The sequence below is a fragment of the Polymorphobacter sp. genome (assembly GCF_051860865.1).
GTDB lineage: Bacteria > Pseudomonadota > Alphaproteobacteria > Sphingomonadales > Sphingomonadaceae > Sandarakinorhabdus.
Window position 1 is genome coordinate 1 of the sequence record NZ_JBIMKZ010000063.1, and the last position, 18288, is coordinate 18288.

At 67.1% G+C, this 18288-nt stretch carries 18 protein-coding genes and 2 pseudogenes; 16 read left to right on the forward strand and 4 right to left on the reverse strand.

The annotated features are described in order from the left end of the window. The first annotated feature begins 92 nt into the window (after positions 1–92). A complete protein-coding gene (gene ispG, locus ACTIFJ_RS11555; RefSeq protein ID WP_439534261.1) occupies positions 93–1247 on the forward strand; it encodes a flavodoxin-dependent (E)-4-hydroxy-3-methylbut-2-enyl-diphosphate synthase in 1155 nt (384 codons plus the stop codon). Beyond that, the gene (locus tag ACTIFJ_RS11560) at positions 1244–1612 is read left to right on the forward strand and encodes a TfoX/Sxy family protein (RefSeq protein WP_439534262.1); all 369 of its coding nucleotides are present in this window, start codon (positions 1244–1246) and stop codon (positions 1610–1612) included. The genes ispG and ACTIFJ_RS11560 overlap by 4 nt, the downstream gene beginning before the upstream one ends. A gap of 47 nt (positions 1613–1659) precedes the next feature. Here ACTIFJ_RS11560 and ppa read toward each other — a convergent pair whose 3' ends face one another. Continuing rightward, entirely contained in the window at positions 1660–2235 is a 576-nt protein-coding gene (gene ppa / locus ACTIFJ_RS11565; RefSeq protein ID WP_439534263.1) for an inorganic diphosphatase, read from the reverse strand. Positions 2236–2306: 71 nt separating this feature from the next. Between ppa and ACTIFJ_RS11570 the strand changes: the two genes are divergently transcribed. Beyond that, positions 2307–2621, forward strand: coding sequence for a DMT family transporter (locus ACTIFJ_RS11570; RefSeq protein WP_439534264.1), 315 nt, complete (start codon positions 2307–2309; stop codon positions 2619–2621). 335 nt (positions 2622–2956) lie between these two features. Here the strand turns inward: ACTIFJ_RS11570 and ACTIFJ_RS11575 are convergent. Then, positions 2957–4747, reverse strand: a pseudogene (locus tag ACTIFJ_RS11575) (M61 family metallopeptidase); the annotation flags it as partial. Positions 4748–4812: 65 nt separating this feature from the next. Between ACTIFJ_RS11575 and hisS the strand changes: the two are divergent. The 13 genes and pseudogenes from hisS to ACTIFJ_RS11640 all read left to right on the forward strand — a co-directional run bounded on the left by hisS (position 4813) and on the right by ACTIFJ_RS11640 (position 16976). Further along, positions 4813–6063, forward strand: a complete 1251-nt coding sequence (gene hisS, locus ACTIFJ_RS11580; RefSeq protein ID WP_439534265.1) for a histidine--tRNA ligase — start codon at positions 4813–4815, stop codon at positions 6061–6063. 19 nt (positions 6064–6082) lie between these two features. Further along, on the forward strand, positions 6083–7147 hold the full coding sequence (prfA, locus tag ACTIFJ_RS11585) for a peptide chain release factor 1 (RefSeq protein ID WP_439534266.1): 1065 nt from the start codon (positions 6083–6085) through the stop codon (positions 7145–7147). An 8-nt stretch (positions 7148–7155) separates the two neighbouring features. Continuing rightward, a pseudogene (gene prmC, locus ACTIFJ_RS11590) lies at positions 7156–7949 on the forward strand (peptide chain release factor N(5)-glutamine methyltransferase). Positions 7950–8232: 283 nt separating this feature from the next. After that, positions 8233–9564 (forward strand): phosphoglucosamine mutase, encoded by a 1332-nt coding sequence (gene glmM / locus ACTIFJ_RS11595; RefSeq protein ID WP_439534267.1) that lies wholly within the window; start codon positions 8233–8235, stop codon positions 9562–9564. After that, a complete protein-coding gene (thiD, locus tag ACTIFJ_RS11600) occupies positions 9561–10346 on the forward strand; it encodes a bifunctional hydroxymethylpyrimidine kinase/phosphomethylpyrimidine kinase (RefSeq protein WP_439534268.1) in 786 nt (261 codons plus the stop codon). Before glmM ends, thiD begins: the two co-directional genes overlap by 4 nt. Beyond that, positions 10343–10906, forward strand: coding sequence for a ribonuclease HII (locus ACTIFJ_RS11605; protein WP_439534269.1), 564 nt, complete (start codon positions 10343–10345; stop codon positions 10904–10906). Before thiD ends, ACTIFJ_RS11605 begins: the two co-directional genes overlap by 4 nt. A gap of 192 nt (positions 10907–11098) precedes the next feature. Beyond that, positions 11099–12193 (forward strand): site-specific DNA-methyltransferase, encoded by a 1095-nt coding sequence (locus tag ACTIFJ_RS11610; protein ID WP_439534270.1) that lies wholly within the window; start codon positions 11099–11101, stop codon positions 12191–12193. A 176-nt stretch (positions 12194–12369) separates the two neighbouring features. Beyond that, entirely contained in the window at positions 12370–13212 is an 843-nt protein-coding gene (gene folP / locus ACTIFJ_RS11615) for a dihydropteroate synthase (RefSeq protein WP_439534271.1), read from the forward strand. A 306-nt stretch (positions 13213–13518) separates the two neighbouring features. Next, on the forward strand, positions 13519–13680 hold the full coding sequence (locus tag ACTIFJ_RS11620) for an aa3-type cytochrome c oxidase subunit IV (RefSeq protein ID WP_439534272.1): 162 nt from the start codon (positions 13519–13521) through the stop codon (positions 13678–13680). A 31-nt stretch (positions 13681–13711) separates the two neighbouring features. Continuing rightward, positions 13712–14842, forward strand: coding sequence for a Re/Si-specific NAD(P)(+) transhydrogenase subunit alpha (locus ACTIFJ_RS11625; RefSeq protein ID WP_439534273.1), 1131 nt, complete (start codon positions 13712–13714; stop codon positions 14840–14842). 11 nt (positions 14843–14853) lie between these two features. Further along, the gene (locus ACTIFJ_RS11630; RefSeq protein ID WP_439534274.1) at positions 14854–15171 is read left to right on the forward strand and encodes a proton-translocating transhydrogenase family protein; all 318 of its coding nucleotides are present in this window, start codon (positions 14854–14856) and stop codon (positions 15169–15171) included. A 24-nt stretch (positions 15172–15195) separates the two neighbouring features. Beyond that, positions 15196–16614: an NAD(P)(+) transhydrogenase (Re/Si-specific) subunit beta gene (locus tag ACTIFJ_RS11635; protein ID WP_439534275.1), complete on the forward strand. Its 1419-nt coding sequence runs from the start codon at positions 15196–15198 to the stop codon at positions 16612–16614. Beyond that, positions 16611–16976, forward strand: coding sequence for a cupin domain-containing protein (locus ACTIFJ_RS11640; protein ID WP_439534276.1), 366 nt, complete (start codon positions 16611–16613; stop codon positions 16974–16976). The genes ACTIFJ_RS11635 and ACTIFJ_RS11640 overlap by 4 nt, the downstream gene beginning before the upstream one ends. Before the next feature lie 2 nt (positions 16977–16978). Here the strand turns inward: ACTIFJ_RS11640 and msrA are convergent, their stop codons facing one another. Beyond that, on the reverse strand, positions 16979–17638 hold the full coding sequence (gene msrA / locus ACTIFJ_RS11645; RefSeq protein WP_439534277.1) for a peptide-methionine (S)-S-oxide reductase MsrA: 660 nt from the start codon (positions 17636–17638) through the stop codon (positions 16979–16981). A gap of 2 nt (positions 17639–17640) precedes the next feature. After that, entirely contained in the window at positions 17641–18111 is a 471-nt protein-coding gene (gene msrB, locus ACTIFJ_RS11650; RefSeq protein ID WP_439534278.1) for a peptide-methionine (R)-S-oxide reductase MsrB, read from the reverse strand. Positions 18112–18288 lie beyond the last annotated feature (177 nt).

The window sequence follows — 18288 nt, forward strand, 5'->3', positions numbered from 1 at the left end:
CGGGGCGACGGATGGGGTGATGGATTGCATGGGGCCTTGGAGGGGGCGGCGGGGCGGGGTATAGGCGGCTCAGCAAGCAGGAGCGGTGAACGATGAGTGTGCGCCCGTGGCGGGATATCGTGCGGCGGCAGAGCCGGCAGATCATGGTCGGCAAGGTGCCGGTCGGTGGTGGGGCGCCGATTGCCGTGCAGACGATGACCAACACCCTGACCTCCGACGCGGCGGCGACGATCGACCAGATCCGGCGCTGCGAGGAGGTGGGTGCCGATATCGTCCGGGTCAGCTGCCCCGATGTGGAGAGCACGGTGGCGCTGCGGACGATCACCCGGGCGGCGAATGTGCCGATCGTTGCCGACATCCACTTCCACTACAAGCGCGGGCTCGAGGCGGCAGACGCCGGGGCGGCGTGTTTGCGGATCAATCCGGGCAATATCGGCTCGCAGGCGCGGGTGAAGGAGATCGTCAATGCCGCCAAGGCCAATGGCTGTTCGATCCGGATCGGGGTGAACGCCGGTAGCCTCGAAAAGCATCTGCTGGAGAAATATGGCGAGCCGTGCCCGGAGGCGCTGGTGGAGAGTGCGCTCGAGCATATGAAGATGTTGCAGGACGAGGACTTCCACGAGTTCAAGATCTCGGTGAAGGCGTCCGACGTGTTCCTGGCGGTGGCGGCCTATAACGGGCTGGCCGAGGTCTGCGATTATCCGCTCCACCTGGGCATCACCGAGGCCGGCGGGCTGCAGGGCGGGACGGTGAAGTCCTCGATCGGGCTGGGGATGCTGCTGTGGGCCGGGGTCGGGGATACGATCCGGGTGTCGCTCTCGGCCGATCCGGTCGAGGAGGTGAAGGTCGGCTATCATATATTGAAGTCATTGGGCATCCGGGCGCGCGGCGTGCGGGTGGTGTCCTGCCCGAGCTGTGCGCGGCAGGGGTTCGATGTGGTGAAGACCGTGGAGACGCTGGAGACGCGGCTGGCGCATATCACCACGCCGCTGTCCCTCTCGGTGCTCGGCTGCGTGGTCAACGGGCCGGGCGAGGCGCGGGAGACCGACATCGGGCTGACCGGCGGCGGCAATGGCCGGCACATGGTGTTCCTCTCCGGGATCACCGACCATGTCATCGAGAGCGAGAAGATGGTCGATCATATCGTCATGCTGGTCGAGAAGAAGGCCGCCGAGATCGATGCGGTGAATGCGGCGGCTGCGGCGGCGGCAGAGGCCGCCCCCTCGGGCATATTGGCGGCGGAGTGAGTTCGGTCGGCGCCTTTGTGTCGGAGGCGCTGGCGCCGATGGGGATGGTGCGGGTGAAGGCGATGTTCGGCGGCGAAGGCGTCAGCATCGACGGGTTTTCGGTCGGGCTGATTGCCGGCGACATTCTGTATCTGAAGGTCGATCCCGGCGATGTGGCGCGGTACGAGGCCGCGGGGCTGGGGCCGTTCGTCTATGAGAAGGACGGCAAGCCGGTGGTGATGAGCTATCGGCAGGCACCGGCGGCGGCGCATGTCGATGCCGAAGTGCTGCGCGAATGGGCCGGGCCGGCGCTGGCGGCGGCGCAGAAGGCGATCCGGTCGGCGCCGCGGCGGGCGCCGCGGGGGGCGTTGACGCGGCCCTGGTAGCGGGGCGCGCGGGCCCCTCCCGCCCTGTGGGAGAGGGGAAGCGGGCCTCAGGATTCGCGCGGGTCGCCGGGGTGCGGCTTGGGCTGGGGCTTTTCATGGGCGCGTTCGCGCTCGATCGATTCGATGATCAGGCGTTCGGCGGTGGCGCGGCCCTGCCAGCCTTCGCAACGGGTCCATTTGCCTGGCTCGAGATCCTTGTAGTGGGTGAAGAAATGCTCGATCTGCTGGAGCAGGATCTCGGGCAGGTCGGTATATTCCTGGACGTTGGCGTAATAGGGATAGACCTTGTTGACGTTGACGCAGAGCAACTTGGCGTCGCCGCCGCCATCATCGGTCATCATCAGAACGCCCACCGGGCGGACGCGGGCGATGGAGCCGGGGATGAAGGGGGTGCGGGCGACGATCAGCGCGTCGATCGGGTCGCCGTCCTCGGCCAGCGTGTGCGGGATGAAGCCATAGTTGACCGGGTAGCGCATCGGCGTGTGGAGGATGCGGTCGACGAACATCGCGCCGCTGGCCTTGTCCAGTTCATACTTGATCGGTTCGCCACCGAGCGGGCATTCGATGACGACGTTGACGTCATGCGGCGGGTTTACGCCGATGGGAACCTGATCGATGCGCACATCTGTCTCCTGTGTATGTGGAGCGCGCTTAGGGCATGAATCGTTAAGATTCAATTTGAAAGGATGCGAAGATGGCGTGGTTGGCGCTGGTAATCGGCGGTTTGCTGGAAGTGGGGTTCGCCACGTCGCTGCGCTTTGCCGACGGGTTTCGCAATGTGCCGTGGACGATCGCGTTTCTGGTGTGTGTTTCGGCGAGCATGGGGCTGCTCGAATATGCCGGGCGGACGATCCCGATGGGGACGGCCTATGCGGTATGGGCGGGGATCGGCGCCGCCGGCGGCGTGGTGCTGGGGATGCTGGTGTTCGGGGAATCGGTGAGCCCGGCGCGGGTGCTGCTGCTGGTGGGGCTGGTGGGGTGTATTGTCGGGTTGCGGATGGTCGAGTGAGGGGGCTTGGTGGTGGCCCTCGGGGAGGCGGATGGGGTTGGGCTTGGGCCCCGGGTCGAGCCCGGGGCGACGGGGCCGGTTGGGCTTGGGGGTTCGGGGTGGCGGAAGGGGGGGTGGGGGGTGGGGGGGGGGGCTGGGGGTTGGCGTGGGCCCGGGGGTGGCCCCGGGGGCCCCGGTGGGGGGGGGGGGCCCAGGGGCAGTCTGGGCAGGGGTTTGAGGAGTTTGTCCAGCCAGTCTTCGCCTTTGCCGGTGCGGGTGAGAATTGGGTAGCGGAGGCCCTGGTTCCAGAGCAGGTCGACGGTGCGGATGCGGTCGGCGGATTTGATGAGCAGGCGGAGCGGGGTGTTCTTGCCCTTGTTCTCGGCGAGGACGAGCTTCATCAGGTCGTTGGTATAGGCCTGGCCGTTGATGGCGAGGAGCTGGTCGCCGGTCTTGAGGCCGGCGGCGAACGCCGGGCTGCCCCAGATGACTTGGGTGATGCGGGTATCACGGCCGACATTGAGGCCTCCGGAAAAGCTGAGATCGAGATAGCCGCCGGTGCGCATGCCGTCGGCGATGGCCTTGTTGGGGGCCTCGGCCCAGCCGAGCGTGTAGCCGGACTTGGTGAAGCCGCCCAGGGGCGCGCCGGGGCCGGTCTGGTCCAGCCGGGCGCGCAGCAGGCTGGCCCAGTCATGGGGGGCGAGGCTGTTCAGCGTGTCGGTGATGGTGGCCATGTCATAGGGCAGCACGCCCCAATCCCCGTCCTGGGTGCCGAAGAAAGCGCGGGCGAAATCGTCGATGCCGCGCTGGCCTTTGGTGAGCTCGCGCAGCGTGGCGTCGACTTCCAGCCAGATCAGCAGGCCTTCGTTGTAATAATCCTCGGCGCGCTGCTGGGAGACCCAGCCCTTGGGCGCGCGGTTGGTGATGACGGGATCGTTGGTGGTGTCCTGCAGCGGGCGCCAGAGGCGGGCGGGGCGGTTTTCGTTGAGGCTGGCGGCGATGGTGGCGAGCGCGGCCATGGTGTCGTCCCGGCTGGTGATGCCGGAGCGGGCGCCGAGCACATAGCCCCAGAACTGGGTCTGGCCTTCATAGACCCAGAGCATGTCGTTCCTGATGGGGGCGCGGAAATCGGCGGCGATGGCGTCGGCGCCGCGGCGGAACTTGCCGTTCCAGCTGTGGGTGAACTCGTGCGGCAGCAGGTTGCGGCGGCCGGGGCCGAGCGACCATTCGGTGAAATAGCCGGTGTTGACGCTGTTCTCCGAGCTGCGGTGATGCTCGAGGCCGATGCCGCCGAGCTTGCCGGTGAGGGCCAGCAGGAAATCATAATGGTCGAAGTGTTTGGCGCCGAAGGTTTTCAGGCTCTGGGTGACGAGGCGCTTGTGGGCGTCGACCTGTTCGGGGGTGGTGACGAGATAGCGGGGGTCGTCGGCGACGATGTTGAGGGTGACGTTGTCGCCGAGGTCGACGGCCTTGAAATACTGGCCGGCGAAGAAGGGGCTGTCGACGAGGGTTTCATAGTCGACGGTCTCGTAGGTGATGGTGTTGGCGGATTTGGTCTTCGGGCGTAGAGCGCCGGCGGCTTGCCAGCCCTGTGGCCAGCGGACCTGCAGGGTGACCGGGATCTGGCGGATGAACCAGCCGGCCGGATAGAGGCTGACCTGGTTGGGCTGGAGGTTCATCATTTCGCTGGTGACGGTGACGCGGCCCTGGTCCGGCTGGGTGGCGGAGAGGAATTCGAAGGCGATGTCCAGCGTCCGCGTGCTGGCGGGGAGGTCGATGTGGAAGGCGTAGACGTCGAGCGCGTCCCGCACCCAGGGCAGGGTCTTGCCGGCGGCGGTGATGCGCAGGCCGGCGAGCTTCTCGATCTCGCCGCGCGGGCCGTGCTTGCCGGGCAGCCATTTGGGGAAGAGCAGGGTGAAGCGGCCCTGGGCGTTGGCGGGCAGTGGCAGCGTCTGTTCGACCTTGATGACGCCCTGGACGGTGTCGGTGGCGTCGACCCTGACCAGCATGGTGCCGGGATAGGGGACGTCGCGCGGGGCGGGGATGGTGTCGGTGAGCGGGAGCGGCTGGGGGGCGCTGCGGGTCTGGGCCTGGGCGGGCGCATGGGCGAATGCCATGAGGGCGGTGGCAAGGAGAAGGGTACGCATGGCGGCAGCGTAGCCATGGGGCGGGGGAGATGACAAGCGCGAGAGGTGCGGCTAAGCGCCTGACGATGAGCAAGCTTCAGAAACCACGCGGTACGCAGGACATGATCGGCGAGGTGGCGGAGCGCTTCGACCATGTGGTGCGGACCTTCGACCGGGTTCGGCGGCTCTATGGCTTCGGGCGCGTCGAGGTGCCGGTGTTCGAGAGCACGTCGGTGTTCTCGCGCGGGCTGGGCGAGACGACCGATGTGGTGTCGAAGGAGATGTACTCGTTCGAGGATCGCGGCGGGGAGTCGCTGACGCTGCGGCCGGAGTTCACCGCCGGGATTGCGCGGGCCTATATCGAGAATGGCTGGCAGCAGCTGGCGCCGGTGAAAGTGACGACCTGGGGGCCGCTGTTTCGCTATGAGCGGCCGCAGAAGGGGCGGTTCCGGCAGTTTCACCAGCTCGACGCCGAGGTGCTGGGGGCGGGGGAGCCGGCGGCCGATGTCGAGGTGATCGCGATGGCCCAGCAGCTTCTGGACGAACTGGGGGTCGCGGACCGGGTGGTGTTGCAGCTGAACACGCTGGGTGACGCGGCGACGCGCGGGGCGTGGCGGGATGCGCTGGTGGGGTATTTCTCGCGGCATCTCGATGTGCTGTCCGAGGAGAGCCGGGTACGGCTGGAGAAGAACCCGCTGCGGATTCTCGATTCCAAGGCGCCCGGGGACAAGGCGCTGGTGGCCGAGGCGCCGGGGATCGATGCATTTATGTCCGTGGAGGCGGGGGCGTTTTTCGAGAGCGTGCAGAAGGGGTTGCAGGCGTCCGGCGTGGCCTATGAGCGGGTGGCGGGGCTGGTGCGGGGGTTCGACTATTATCGGCATACGGCGTTCGAATTCGTCACCGAGGCGCTGGGGGCACAGGGGACGGTGATCGGCGGCGGGCGCTATGACGGGCTGATCGGGATGATGGGGGGGCCGGAGACACCGGCGGTGGGCTGGGCCGCGGGGATCGAGCGGCTGGCGTTGCTGGCGGATCTGCCAACTGACGCGATGCCGCTGATTGCCGTCGTCGCCGATGCGGATGGGATGCAGGAAGAGCTGGCGCGGGTGGCGCGGCAGCTGAGAGGACAAGGCGTGACCGTTTACGTGCCGCCGGTGGCCAAGGCGCGCCGGCAATTGGAGATTGCCAAGAAGCAGGATGTTGCGGCGATCCTGTTCATCAAGCCGGGGTTTCAATGCCATCTTTCGGTGCGGACCGAGGGTGCGGCATTGCCGGACGTGATGGCGCTGATGCCCATGGAATATGGGGCCGCGCGTGGCGATCAGCTGACGTCATGATGGCCGGCGGAGCAATGACGTGCTGATTTCACCCGAGCGGATCGGGCAGATTGAGCGGCGGCATGCGGATCTGGCGGCGCAGATGGGGAATCCCGATCTGGCGGCGGATCGGTTCGTGCAGATTTCCAAGGATTATGCCGAGCTGACGCCGGTTGTTGAAGCGGCGGCGGCGTTGCGGGCGTTGCGGGAGGAGGCGGCGGCGCTGGGTTCGATTCCGGTTGGCGACGAGATGTTCGAGATGGCGCAGGAGGAGCTTGTCGCCATCGAGGCGCGGTTGCCCGACGCGGAGCGGGCGCTGGCGTTGAAGCTGCTGCCGCGCGACCGGGCCGATGCCAAGCCGGCGATGCTGGAAATCCGCGCCGGGACCGGGGGGGACGAGGCGGCGCTGTTCGCTGGCGATTTGTTCCGCATGTATGAGCGTTATGCGGCGTTGCAGGGCTGGCGGGTGGAGATGATCTCGGCGTCGGCGGGGGAAATGGGCGGGTTCAAGGAAGTGATCGCCTCGGTCACTGGCGAGGGGGTGTTTGCGCGGCTGAAGTTCGAGAGCGGCGTGCACCGGGTGCAGCGGGTGCCGGCGACCGAGCAGCAGGGGCGGATCCATACGTCGGCAGCGACCGTGGCGGTGCTGCCCGAGGCCGAGGAGGTCGATGTGGCGATCGACGAGAAGGACCTGCGGATCGATGTGTTCCGCTCGTCGGGGCCGGGGGGACAGTCGGTGAATACCACCGATTCTGCCGTGCGGATTACCCATCTGCCTTCGGGGCTGGTGGTGCAGCAGCAGGACGAGAAATCGCAGCACAAGAACAAGGCCAAGGCGATGAAGGTGCTGCGCAGCCGGCTCTATGACCTGGAGCGGGGGAAGCTCGATGCGGCGCGGTCTGCCGATCGCAAGGCGATGGTCGGGTCCGGCGATCGGTCCGAGCGGATACGGACCTATAATTTTCCGCAGGGGCGCGTGACCGACCACCGGATCGGGATGACGCTGCACCGGCTGCCGGAGATCGTCGCCGGGGACGGGCTGGACGAGCTGGTCTCGGCGCTGATTGCCGAGGATGAGGCGGCGCGGCTCGCCGATCTGGCGTGACCGCTGGCGTGACGGTCGGGGAGGCGCTGCGAGCGGCTGGCACGCGGATTGCGCGGTTCGATGCGGAGGTGTTGCTGGCGTTCCTGCTGGGGTGCGAGCGGGGCGAATTGCTGTTGCGGCCCGAGCGGGCGATGGATGCGGACGCGTTCGAGGCGCTGGTGGCGCGGCGGGCGGCGTGCGAGCCGGTGGCCTATATTACCGGGGTTCGGGAGTTCTGGTCGCTGCCGTTGCGGGTGACGCGCGATGTGCTGATCCCGCGGCCGGATTCGGAAACGATCGTGGAGGCGGCGCTGGCGGCGGGGCCCCGCGCGCGGGTGCTCGATCTGGGGACCGGGAGCGGGGCGTTGCTGCTGGCGGTGCTGAGCGAGTGGGGGGATGCGACCGGGGTTGGGGTGGATGCGAGTGCGGCGGCTTTGGCGGTGGCGGCGGGGAATGCGGTGGCGCTCGGGATGGCGGCGCGGGCGGATTTTCGGCTGGGGGACTGGGGGGGGGGATCGGCGAGCGGTTCGGGCTGGTGTTGTGCAATCCGCCCTATGTGGAGACGGGGGCGGCGCTGAGTTTCGAGGTGCGGGGGTTCGAGCCGGGGGCGGCGTTGTTTGCCGGGGCGGATGGGCTGGATGACTATCGGCGGCTGGTGCCGCAGCTGCCGGGGTTGCTGGCCGAGGGCGGGGTGGCGGTGCTGGAGATCGGCTGGACGCAGGCGGGGGCGGTGCTGGGGCTGGCGGCCGGGGTCGGGCTGGTGGGGGATGTGCGGCGCGATCTGGCCGGGCGGGACAGGGCGGTGGTGTTGCGGCGGGGGTAGGGGGGTGCGGGGCGGTTGGTGCTTAGGCCCCGGGTCGAGCCCGGGGCGACGGTTGGAGGTTGGGTTTGGGTGGTGGAGTTCGCGGGGATGGCGGGGCGGTTGGTCCTTAGGCCCCGGGTCGAGCCCGGGGCGACGATGGAGGTTGGGTTTGGGGCGACAGTCGGGTTGGGTCTGGGTGGCGAGGTTTGCGGTGGGGTGGGGGTGGTGCGGGTTGTGCGGGGTGGCTTTTTGTGGCGCGGGGGTGTGAAGCGCGGTAGGGATTTTTGACGCTTGGGATTTGGTGATGACACGCAAATATTTCGGGACCGATGGCATCCGCGGGCTGACCAATACGGCGCCGATGACGGCGGCGATGGCGATGAAGGTGGGGCAGGCGGCGGGGACGCACTTCCTCAATGGCGGGCACAAGCATCGGGTGGTGATCGGCAAGGATACGCGGCTCTCCGGCTATATGATGGAAAGCGCGCTGACCGCCGGTTTTACCTCGGTGGGGATGGATGTGATCCTGCTCGGGCCGCTGCCGACGCCGGCGGTGGCGATGCTGACACGGTCGCTGCGCGCCGACCTCGGGGTGATGGTCTCGGCCAGCCATAATCCGTTCCAGGACAATGGCATCAAGCTGTTCGGGCCGGATGGCTTCAAGCTGTCCGATGACGATGAGCGGGCGATCGAGGCGCTCGTCGACAGCGAAGTGACGCTGGCCGAGCCGCGGGCGATCGGGCGGGCCTGGCGGGTCGACGATGCGCAGGGGCGCTATGTGCATTTTGCCAAGGCGACCTTCCCCGACGATCTGCGGCTCGACGGGCTGAAGGTGGTGATCGATTGCGCGCATGGCGCGGCCTACAAGGTGGCGCCGGCGGCGCTGTGGGAGCTCGGCGCCGAGGTGGTGGCGATCGGCGTGTCCCCCGACGGTTTCAATGTGAATGCCGAGTGCGGGTCGACGCATCCCAAGGCATTGCAGATGAAGGTGCTGGAGACGGGGGCCGACATCGGCATTGCGCTCGACGGCGATGCCGACCGGCTGATCGTGGTTGATGAAAAGGGGCAGATCGTCGACGGCGACCAGCTGATGGCGCTGGTGACCGGGCGGGCGGCCGAGCGCGGGACGCTGAAGGGCGGCGGGCTGGTGGCGACGGTGATGAGCAACCTCGGGCTGGAGCGCTGGCTCGAGGGGCGCGGGCTGGCGCTGTACCGGGCCAATGTCGGCGACCGCTATGTGCTGGAGATGATGCGGGCCAAAGGCTGCAACATCGGCGGCGAGCAATCGGGGCATCTGATCCTGTCCGACCATTCGACGACCGGCGACGGGCTGGTGGCGGCGCTGCAGGTGCTGGCAGCGATCGTCGGCAGCGGCAAGCCGGCGAGCGAGGTGCTGCATCTGTTCGATCCGTTGCCGCAGGTCCTGAAGTCGGTGCGGTTCTCCGGCGTGCCGCTGGAGCGCGACGGGGTGAAGACGGCGATTGCCGAGGGCGAGGCGCGGCTGAACGGCACCGGGCGGCTGCTGATCCGCAAATCCGGCACCGAGCCGGTGATCCGGGTGATGGCCGAGGGCGAGGACAAGAGGCTGGTGATGCAGGTGGTGGACTCGATCTGCGCGGCGGTGAAGGCGGCGTGACGCAGGCGCGGGTCCTGGTCATCGCGGGGTCCGATTCCGGGGGCGGGGCGGGGATCCAGGCCGATATCAAGACGGTGACCTGTCTTGGCGGGTTTGCGATGACGGCGGTCACGGCGGTGACGGTGCAGAATACCCGGGGGGTGTTCGGGGTGCACATGATCCCGCCCGAGGTGGTGGCGGCGCAGATGCGGGTGGTGATCGAGGACCTGGGCGTCGATGTCGTCAAGATCGGCATGCTGGGGGATGTGGCGACGATCCTGGCGGTGGCCGATGGGCTGGAGGGGCTGGCGGTGCCGGTGGTGCTCGATCCGGTGATGGTGTCGACGAGTGGCAGCCGGTTGCTGGCCGATGATGCGGTGGCGGCGCTGCGCGAGCGGCTGCTGCCGCTGGCCACCGTGGTGACGCCCAATGTGCCCGAGCTGATCGAGCTGACCGGGCTGGAAGTGGACGATGCGGCCGACATGTTGCTGGCGGCGCGGGAATTGCTGGAGGCGGGGCCGATGGCGGTGCTGGCCAAGGGCGGGCATCTCGACGGCGAGCGGCTGACCGACTGGCTGGTGTGGAAGGGCGGTCAGCGGGCCTTTGCCGAGAGCCGGATCGACAGTCGAGACACCCATGGCACCGGCTGTACGCTGGCCAGTGCACTGGCGGTGTCTTTGGCGCAGGGGCTGGGGCTGGAGGATGCCTGCGCGCGGGCGCGGGGCTTTGTGCGACAGGGGTTGCTGCAGGCGCCGGGCTTTGGCGAGGGCGCCGGGCCGCTGGGGTTCTATCCGTTCGAATGATCGTCGTCGGTGTCGATGAGGCCGGGCGGGGGCCATGGGCCGGGCCGGTGGTGGCGGCCGCCGTGGTGCTGCCGGGGCGCGGGGCGCCGGGTGGGGTAACCGATTCCAAGTTGCTGTCGGCGGCGCGGCGGCGCGAACTGGCGGCGGCGATCCGCGACTGCGCCTGTGTGGGGGTGGGGGAGGCCAGCGTCGAGGAGATCGAGACGCTGAATATCCATTGGGCGACGATGCTGGCGATGGAGCGGGCGGTGGCGGCGCTGGGACTGTGCCCGGACGAGGTATTGGTCGACGGGAACCGGTTGCCGCGCTGGGGGTGGACCTCGCGGGCGATTGTGCAGGGGGACTTTCTGGTGCCGGCGATCGGGGCGGCATCGATCATCGCCAAGACGGTGCGTGACGCCACCATGGCCGGGCTCGATGCCGAATGCCCGGGCTATGGCTGGGGGACCAACCAGGGCTATGGGACGCCCGAACATGCCGCCGCACTGGCACGGCTGGGGGTCAGCGCGCACCATCGACGGGGTTTTGCGCCGGTGCGGGCGCGATTGGCCGCCTGCTGAGTCTTTTCGGCAACACGCCAGCGCTTGGGGGTGCGGGCGGGGACGGACTCAAGGTCTTGTGGTTTTGGCCGGAATTGGGTGTGACCCGAAAGACTCAGGGCAAGAGATTGATTCAATTATGATTCGCTGCGGTTGACCTGGGGGATTCGGTTGATTCATTGAAGGGGTTGAGAGCCGACCAGGGGATATCATATGGGTGCGAATGACCGGCTGCTGACCGACAGGATCGTGCTGGGCGATTGCATCGAGGTGATGCGGTCGATGCCCGATGGCTGTGTCGACCTGGTGTTTGCCGATCCGCCGTACAATCTCCAGCTGGCGCAGGATCTTCACCGGCCCGAGGGCGGCAAGGTGGCGGCGGTGGACGACGAATGGGACAAGTTTTCGAGCTTTGCCGCCTATGATGCGTTCAGCCGGGCGTGGCTGGCCGAGGCGCGGCGGATACTGAAGCCGGACGGGGCGATCTGGGCGATCGGCAGCTATCACAACGTGTTCCGGATGGGCGCGGCGATGCAGGATGCCGGCTTCTGGGTGCTCAACGACATCGTCTGGCGCAAGGCCAACCCGATGCCGAACTTCAAGGGCACGCGCTTCACCAATGCGCATGAGACGCTGATCTGGGCGGCGAAGAGCGAGAAGAGCCGCTACTGCTTCAACTATCATGCGATGAAATCGATGAACGACGAAGTGCAGATGCGCTCGGACTGGCTGTTTCCGATCTGCACCGGCGGCGAGCGGCTGAAGGTCGACGGGGTGAAGGCGCATCCGACGCAGAAGCCCGAAGCGCTGCTCTACCGGGTGCTGCTGGCCTGTTCGCAGCCGGGCGACCTGGTGCTCGATCCGTTCTTCGGCACCGGGACGACGGGGGCGGTGGCCAAGCTGCTCGGGCGGCGGTGGATCGGGATCGAGCGCGAGCCGAAATATGTGGCGGTGGCGCAGGAGCGGATCGACGGGCTGCTGCCGCTGGAGGGGGGCGACATGAATGTCAGCCAGGGCAAGCGGTCCGAGCCGCGCGTCGCCTTTGGCGCGCTGGTCGAGGCCGGGATGGTGCGGCCGGGGACGCGGCTGACCGATCCGCATCGGCGGCATGTGGCGCAGGTGCGGGCCGATGGCTCGCTGGCGATGGGGACCAAGACCGGATCGATCCACCAGATGGGGGCGGCGGTGCAGGGGCTGCCGAGCTGCAATGGCTGGACCTATTGGCATCTGGAGGGCGATGATGGCCGGCTGGTGCCGATCGACGCCAAGCGCAGCGATTATCGCAAGACGCTGGTGGTGGCGGCCTGACCGGCGCGACCGATTATTGGCGGCCGGTCGCGATAGGCGAAGCCGGGCTGCCGCTGGCCGGGGGGCCGCTGCGCTTTGCGGCGGTGGAGCGGCTGCGGCGCGGGGCGGATGCGGAGGTGCTGCCATTGGAGGCGTTGCCTGATGATTGGCGCGGGCGTCTGTGTGCGCCGAGGGGGTTGGCGGGGATTTCCATCGGCCGGGCGGGGGTGCCGCTGGTGATGGGCATCCTTAATGTGACGCCCGACAGTTTTTCGGATGGCGGTTGGCTGGAGGGGCCGGCGGCAGCTGTGGCGGCGGCGCGGGCGATGGTAGCGGCCGGGGCAGATTTGATCGACGTGGGGGCGGAATCGACGCGGCCGGGGGCGGCGGCGGTGCTTCTGGATGAGGAATTGCGGCGGCTGTCGGGCGTGATGCCGGGGCTGGCGGGGCTGCGGTGGAGCATTGATACGCGCAAGGCCCAGGTGATGGCGGCGGCGCTCGATGCCGGGGCGGCGATGGTCAATGACGTGTCGGGGCTGGGGCATGATGATCAGGCGATGGCACTGGTGGCGGCGCGGGGGTGTCCGGTGGTGCTAATGCATGCGCAGGGGTCGCCGGAGACGATGCAGCGGGCGCCGACCTATGGCGATGTGGTGCTCGATGTGTTCGACTGGTTGGCGGCGCGGATTGCCGACTGCAAGGCGGCGGGGATCGGGCGCGAGGCGATTGTCGCCGATGTCGGGATCGGGTTCGGCAAAACAGTGGTGCATAATCTGGCGTTGCTGCGCGGGCTGGCGCTTTTCCATGGGCTGGGGGTGCCGCTGCTGCTGGGGGCAAGCCGGAAGAAGATGATTTCGGCGATTGCCGGCGAGGCGCCGGTAGGCGAGCGGCTGGGCGGGAGCCTGGCGCTGGCGCTGCATGGGGCGGCGATGGGCGTGCAGATGGTGCGCGTGCATGATGTGCGCGAGACGGTGCAGGCGCTGACGGTGTGGCGGGCGGCGGGGGCCGGGCTTTGGGGTGGTGGCGGGGCTGGTGCTTAGGCCCCGGGTCGAGCCCCGGGGCGACGGATAGGGTTTGGGCTGGGTGGCGGGGGCTGGGGTTTGGGGGCTTTCGGTTGGTGGGGCGGCTGGTGCTTAGGCCCCGGGTCGAGCCCGGGGCGACGGAGGGGTTGGGCGAGCCGGGGTGGCGGATGGTTGGTGACTTTCGGGGTGGCGGGGGCGGGTTTTGGGCGGTGTTTGAAACCTGAACTTTTCTGCGGTGCGGCATTTCTTGTTGCTTTGGGTGCTTCACAGCTTCGCTTGATCTGCTATTGCCGTCCGTTCTTGTGGGGTGGACAGGTGACAATAATGGGAATGGATATGGTGAGCGACAGCAGCGGCCCGCAGCGTGACGAGACAGTGCCCAAGGTGGATGCCAAGGGGACGTATGATCGGTTTATGGCGATTACCAAATGGGCGGTGATCCTGGTGGCGCTGGCGCTGATCATGATGGCGCTGTTCCTGGCCTGATCCGCCTGTTCGGTTTTTTTGGGGAAATTCGATGAAGATCGCGGTGCTGCGCGAAACGGCCGAGGCCGAGAACCGGGTGGCGGCGACGCCGGAAACGGTCAAGAAGTTCATTGCGCTCGGCGCTGAGCTGGCGGTCGAGGCCGGGGCTGGTGCGGGCGCCGGGATTTCCGACGCGGACTATACCGCCGCCGGGGCGACGGTGGCTGACCGCGCGGCGGTGATTTCCGGGGCCGACCTGTTGATGGGCGTGCAGGCGCCGGCGGCGGGCGATCTGCCGGGCATCCGGTCCGGGGCGATGCTGGCCGCGATCATGCAGCCGTTTGCGGCGCCCGAGCGGATCAAGGGCTATGCCGATGCCGGGATCACCGCGCTGTCGATGGAATTCATGCCGCGCATCACCCGCGCGCAGTCGATGGACGTGCTGTCCTCCCAATCCAACCTCGCCGGCTACAAGGCGGTGATCGATGCGGCCGAGGCCTATGGCCGGGCGTTTCCGATGATGATGACGGCGGCGGGCACGATCTCGGCGGCGCGTGCCTTCATCATGGGCGTCGGCGTGGCCGGGCTGCAGGCGATTGCCACGGCGCGGCGGCTGGGGGCGCTGGTGAGCGCCACCGACGTGCGCTCGGCGACCAAGGAGCAGATTGAATCGCTGGGCGCCAAGGCGATCTTCGTGTCCGACGTGAAGGGCATCGAGGGCGAGGGCTCGGGCGGCTATGCGACCGAGATGAGCGACGAATACAAGGCGGCGCAGGCGGCTTTGGTCTCCTCGCACATCGCCAAGCAGGATATCGTCATCACCACGGCGCTGATCCCGGGGCGGCCGGCGCCGCGGCTGATTTCGGATGCGCAGCTTCGCTCGATGCGTCCGGGGTCTGTGCTGGTCGATCTCGCGGTCGAGAGCGGCGGCAATATCGAGCATTCGCGGCCCGGCGAGGTCGTCGAGGTGCATGGTGTGAAGATCATCGGCCACAAGAATCTGGCCGGGCGGATGGCGAGCGATGCGTCGGCGCTGTATTCCCGCAACCTCTACAATTTCATCAATGCCTTCTGGGACAAGGACGCCAAGACCGTGGCTTTTCCGGGCGATGATGAGATCGTCGTCGGCGTCAAGCTGACCGAGGGCGGCGCTGTGGTGCATGAGCGGCTGAAGGCGGCCTGAGGAGCGAGACGATGGACTTTCTTTCGACGCTTTCGATTTTCGTGATGGCCTGCTTCGTCGGCTATTATGTCGTGTGGTCGGTGACGCCGGCGCTGCATACGCCGCTGATGGCGGTGACCAATGCCATTTCGTCGGTGATCATCGTCGGCGCACTGATTGCGTCGGCGACTGATGCCAGCGGGGCGGACGTCTCCAAGTGGCTGGGGCTGATCGCGGTGGTGCTGGCGAGCATCAACATCTTCGGCGGCTTCGCGGTGACGCGGCGGATGCTGGCGATGTACAAGAAAAAAGAAAAGAAGCCGGGAACTACAGGTTCTGGGGCAAAGTAAGCGGCGGGAACAGGGACAGATATCATGGAACATGTTGCAGCCGCGACGCCCGCCTGGGCCGTTCTCGCCTATCTGGTGGCGGGCGTGCTTTTCATCCTTTCGTTGCGCGGGCTTTCCAGCCCTGAATCGAGCCAGCAGGGCAACCGCTATGGCATGATCGGCATGGGTATTGCCGTGGCGACGACGCTGATCACCCACGGCGTCGGGCTGCCGCTGATCGTGGCGGCGATTGCCATCGGCGGGACCATAGGCTGGTTCATCGCCCAGAAAATCCAGATGACGGCGATGCCCGAGCTGGTGGCGGGTTTCCACTCGCTGGTCGGCCTGGCGGCGGTGCTGGTCGGGGCCTCGGCCTTTCTCAACCCGGCGGCGTTCGGGATCGTCGATGCGGCGGGCGAGATCCTGGCGGTGTCTCGGGTCGAGCTGGGGCTGGGCGTGGCGATCGGTGCGATCACCTTCTCGGGCTCGGTGATTGCGTTCATGAAGCTTTCCGGGCGGATGAGCGGCTCGCCGATCCTGTTGCCGGGTCGGCACGTGATCAATCTGGGGATCCTGGCCGGCATTCTCGGGCTGGTCGCCTATTTCGTCTTCGACAGCCAGCCGGCGGTGTTCTGGACGATCACCGTGCTGGCCTTTGCCATCGGCTTCCTGCTGATCATCCCGATCGGCGGGGCGGACATGCCGGTCGTCATCTCGATGCTCAACAGCTATTCGGGCTGGGCGGCGGCGGCGATGGGCTTCACGCTGCAGAACACGGCGATGATCATCACCGGGGCGCTGGTCGGCTCGTCGGGCGCGATCCTGTCCTACATCATGTGCCGGGCGATGAACCGCAGTTTCATCTCGGTGATCGCCGGCGGCTTCGGCGCCGAGGCGGATTCGGGCGGGCCGAAGGGCGCAGCGGTGGCCAAGCCGTACAAGGCCGGGTCGGCCGAGGATGCCGCCTTCATCATGAAGAATGCCGAAAGCGTGATCATCGTGCCGGGCTATGGCATGGCGGTGTCCCAGGCCCAGCATGCGCTGCGCGAAATGGGCGATCTGCTGAAGGCCGAGGGCGTGTCGGTGAAATATGCGATCCATCCGGTGGCGGGGCGCATGCCCGGGCACATGAACGTGCTGCTGGCGGAATCGAACGTGCCCTATGACGAGGTGTTCGAGTTGGAGGATATCAACAGCGAGTTCGGGCAGTGCGACGTGGCGTTCGTGATCGGCGCCAATGACGTGACCAATCCGCTGGCCAAGACCGACAAGACGTCGCCGATCTATGGCATGCCGGTGCTCGATGTGGAGAAGGCGAAGACGGTGTTGTTCATCAAGCGGTCGATGGGCGGCGTGGGCTATGCGGGTGTCGATAACCCTGTGTTCTATATGGACAATACGATGATGCTGCTGGCCGATGCGAAGAAGATGGTCGAGACGATCGTCAAGAACCTCGGCCATTGAGCCTCGCGCTCGCGCTGGTGCTGGCATCTGGCGCGAGCCTCCCGTCTGCTCTGGACGCTGGCTGGCAGGGCTCCCGGGTGTGCGAGCTTCTGTACGATAATGCCGCCATGCGCGCGATGCGCTGCACGTTTCCGCCCGGCGTCGGCCACGAGCGCCATTATCATGCACCGCACTGGGGCTATATCGTACAAGGTTCGACCATGCGGATCACGACCGAAGCCGGCACGGCAGAGCGCACACTCGAGCCGGGCACAAGCTGGTGGAGCAGTGGAATCGCCTGGCACGAGGCAGTCAACATCGGCAATACGACCGGTATCTATATCATCGTCGAACCCAAGCCGCAGGCGACGAATGTGCCTTGAGGTCAGGCCGCCGGCTTGTTGCTCCAAAGCGTCGGGAACAGCTTCTTGAGTGCCTCGACCTTGGGGAGGTCGTTGTAGACGATATAGGGCTGGGTGGGGTTCGCGCGCAGATAGTTCTGGTGGTAGGTTTCGGCAGTGTAGAAGGGCTTGTCGGGCTCGATGGTGGTGACGATTTTGCCCCAGGTCCTGGCCGCTTCGAGCTGGGCGATATAGGCCTTCGCCAGCTGTGCCTGTTCTGGCGTCTGGGGGAAGATGGCGCTGCGATATTGGGTGCCGGTGTCCGGGCCCTGGCGGTTGAGCTGGGTGGGATCGTGGGCGACCGAATAGAAGATGCGCAGCAGCGTGCCGTAGGTGATCTTCTTCGGATCGTATCTGATCTCGACCGCCTCGGCGTGGCCGGTGAGGCCTGTGCCGATGACGCTGTATTTGGCCGTCATCTTGTTGCCGCCGGCATAGCCGGACTTGACCGAGGTGACGCCCTGCAGACGCTCGAAGACGCCCTCCACGCCCCAGAAGCAGCCGCCGGCGAGCACGGCGGTCTGGAGTTCGGTCTTGGGGGTTTCGTCGCGCACGGGGGCGGGGGCGACGAGCATGCGCTCCGCCGCCGAGGCGTTTGCGCAGCCGGTGACGGCAACGAGCAGGGCAGCGAATATCTGGCGCATGGTCAGGCCTTTGCGGGGATGAATTTGAGGGCCAAGCCGTTCATGCAATAGCGCAGGCCGGTGGGCCTGGGGCCATCATCGAAGACATGGCCGAGATGGCTGCCGCAGCGGCGGCAATGGACCTCGGTGCGGGTCATGAACATCGAGGTGTCGGTGGTGGTGCCGATGGCGTTGTCCAATGGCTTCCAGAAGCTCGGCCAGCCGGTGCCGCTCTCGAACTTGGTGCTGCTGTTGAACAGCGGCAGATCGCAGCCGGCGCACACGAACGTTCCCGCGCGCTTCTCCTTGTTCAGCGGCGAGGTGAACGGGCGCTCGGTGTCCTCATGGCGAAGCACCTGATAGGCGGCCGGGGACAGCTTGCGGCGCCATTCGGCATCGGTCAGCGTGTATTCGAAACTGCCTCTGGTCGCGGCCAGCACGGGACCGAACGGCAGGGCGGCGGCTAGGGCGAGGAGCGTGCGGCGGTTGGTCATCATGGCTGTATATACGCGCATCGATGAACGCTGGTTATCGGGGAGGATTGTCGCAGGGGGAGGAAGGGGCCTCCGGCGGCTGGGGGCTTAGCCCCCAGACCCCAATAATGGGCCGTCGCATTCGCGAAAGCCGGCGTCGCACGCGCACAGACCTAATTCATGGGGTCTGGGGGCTTC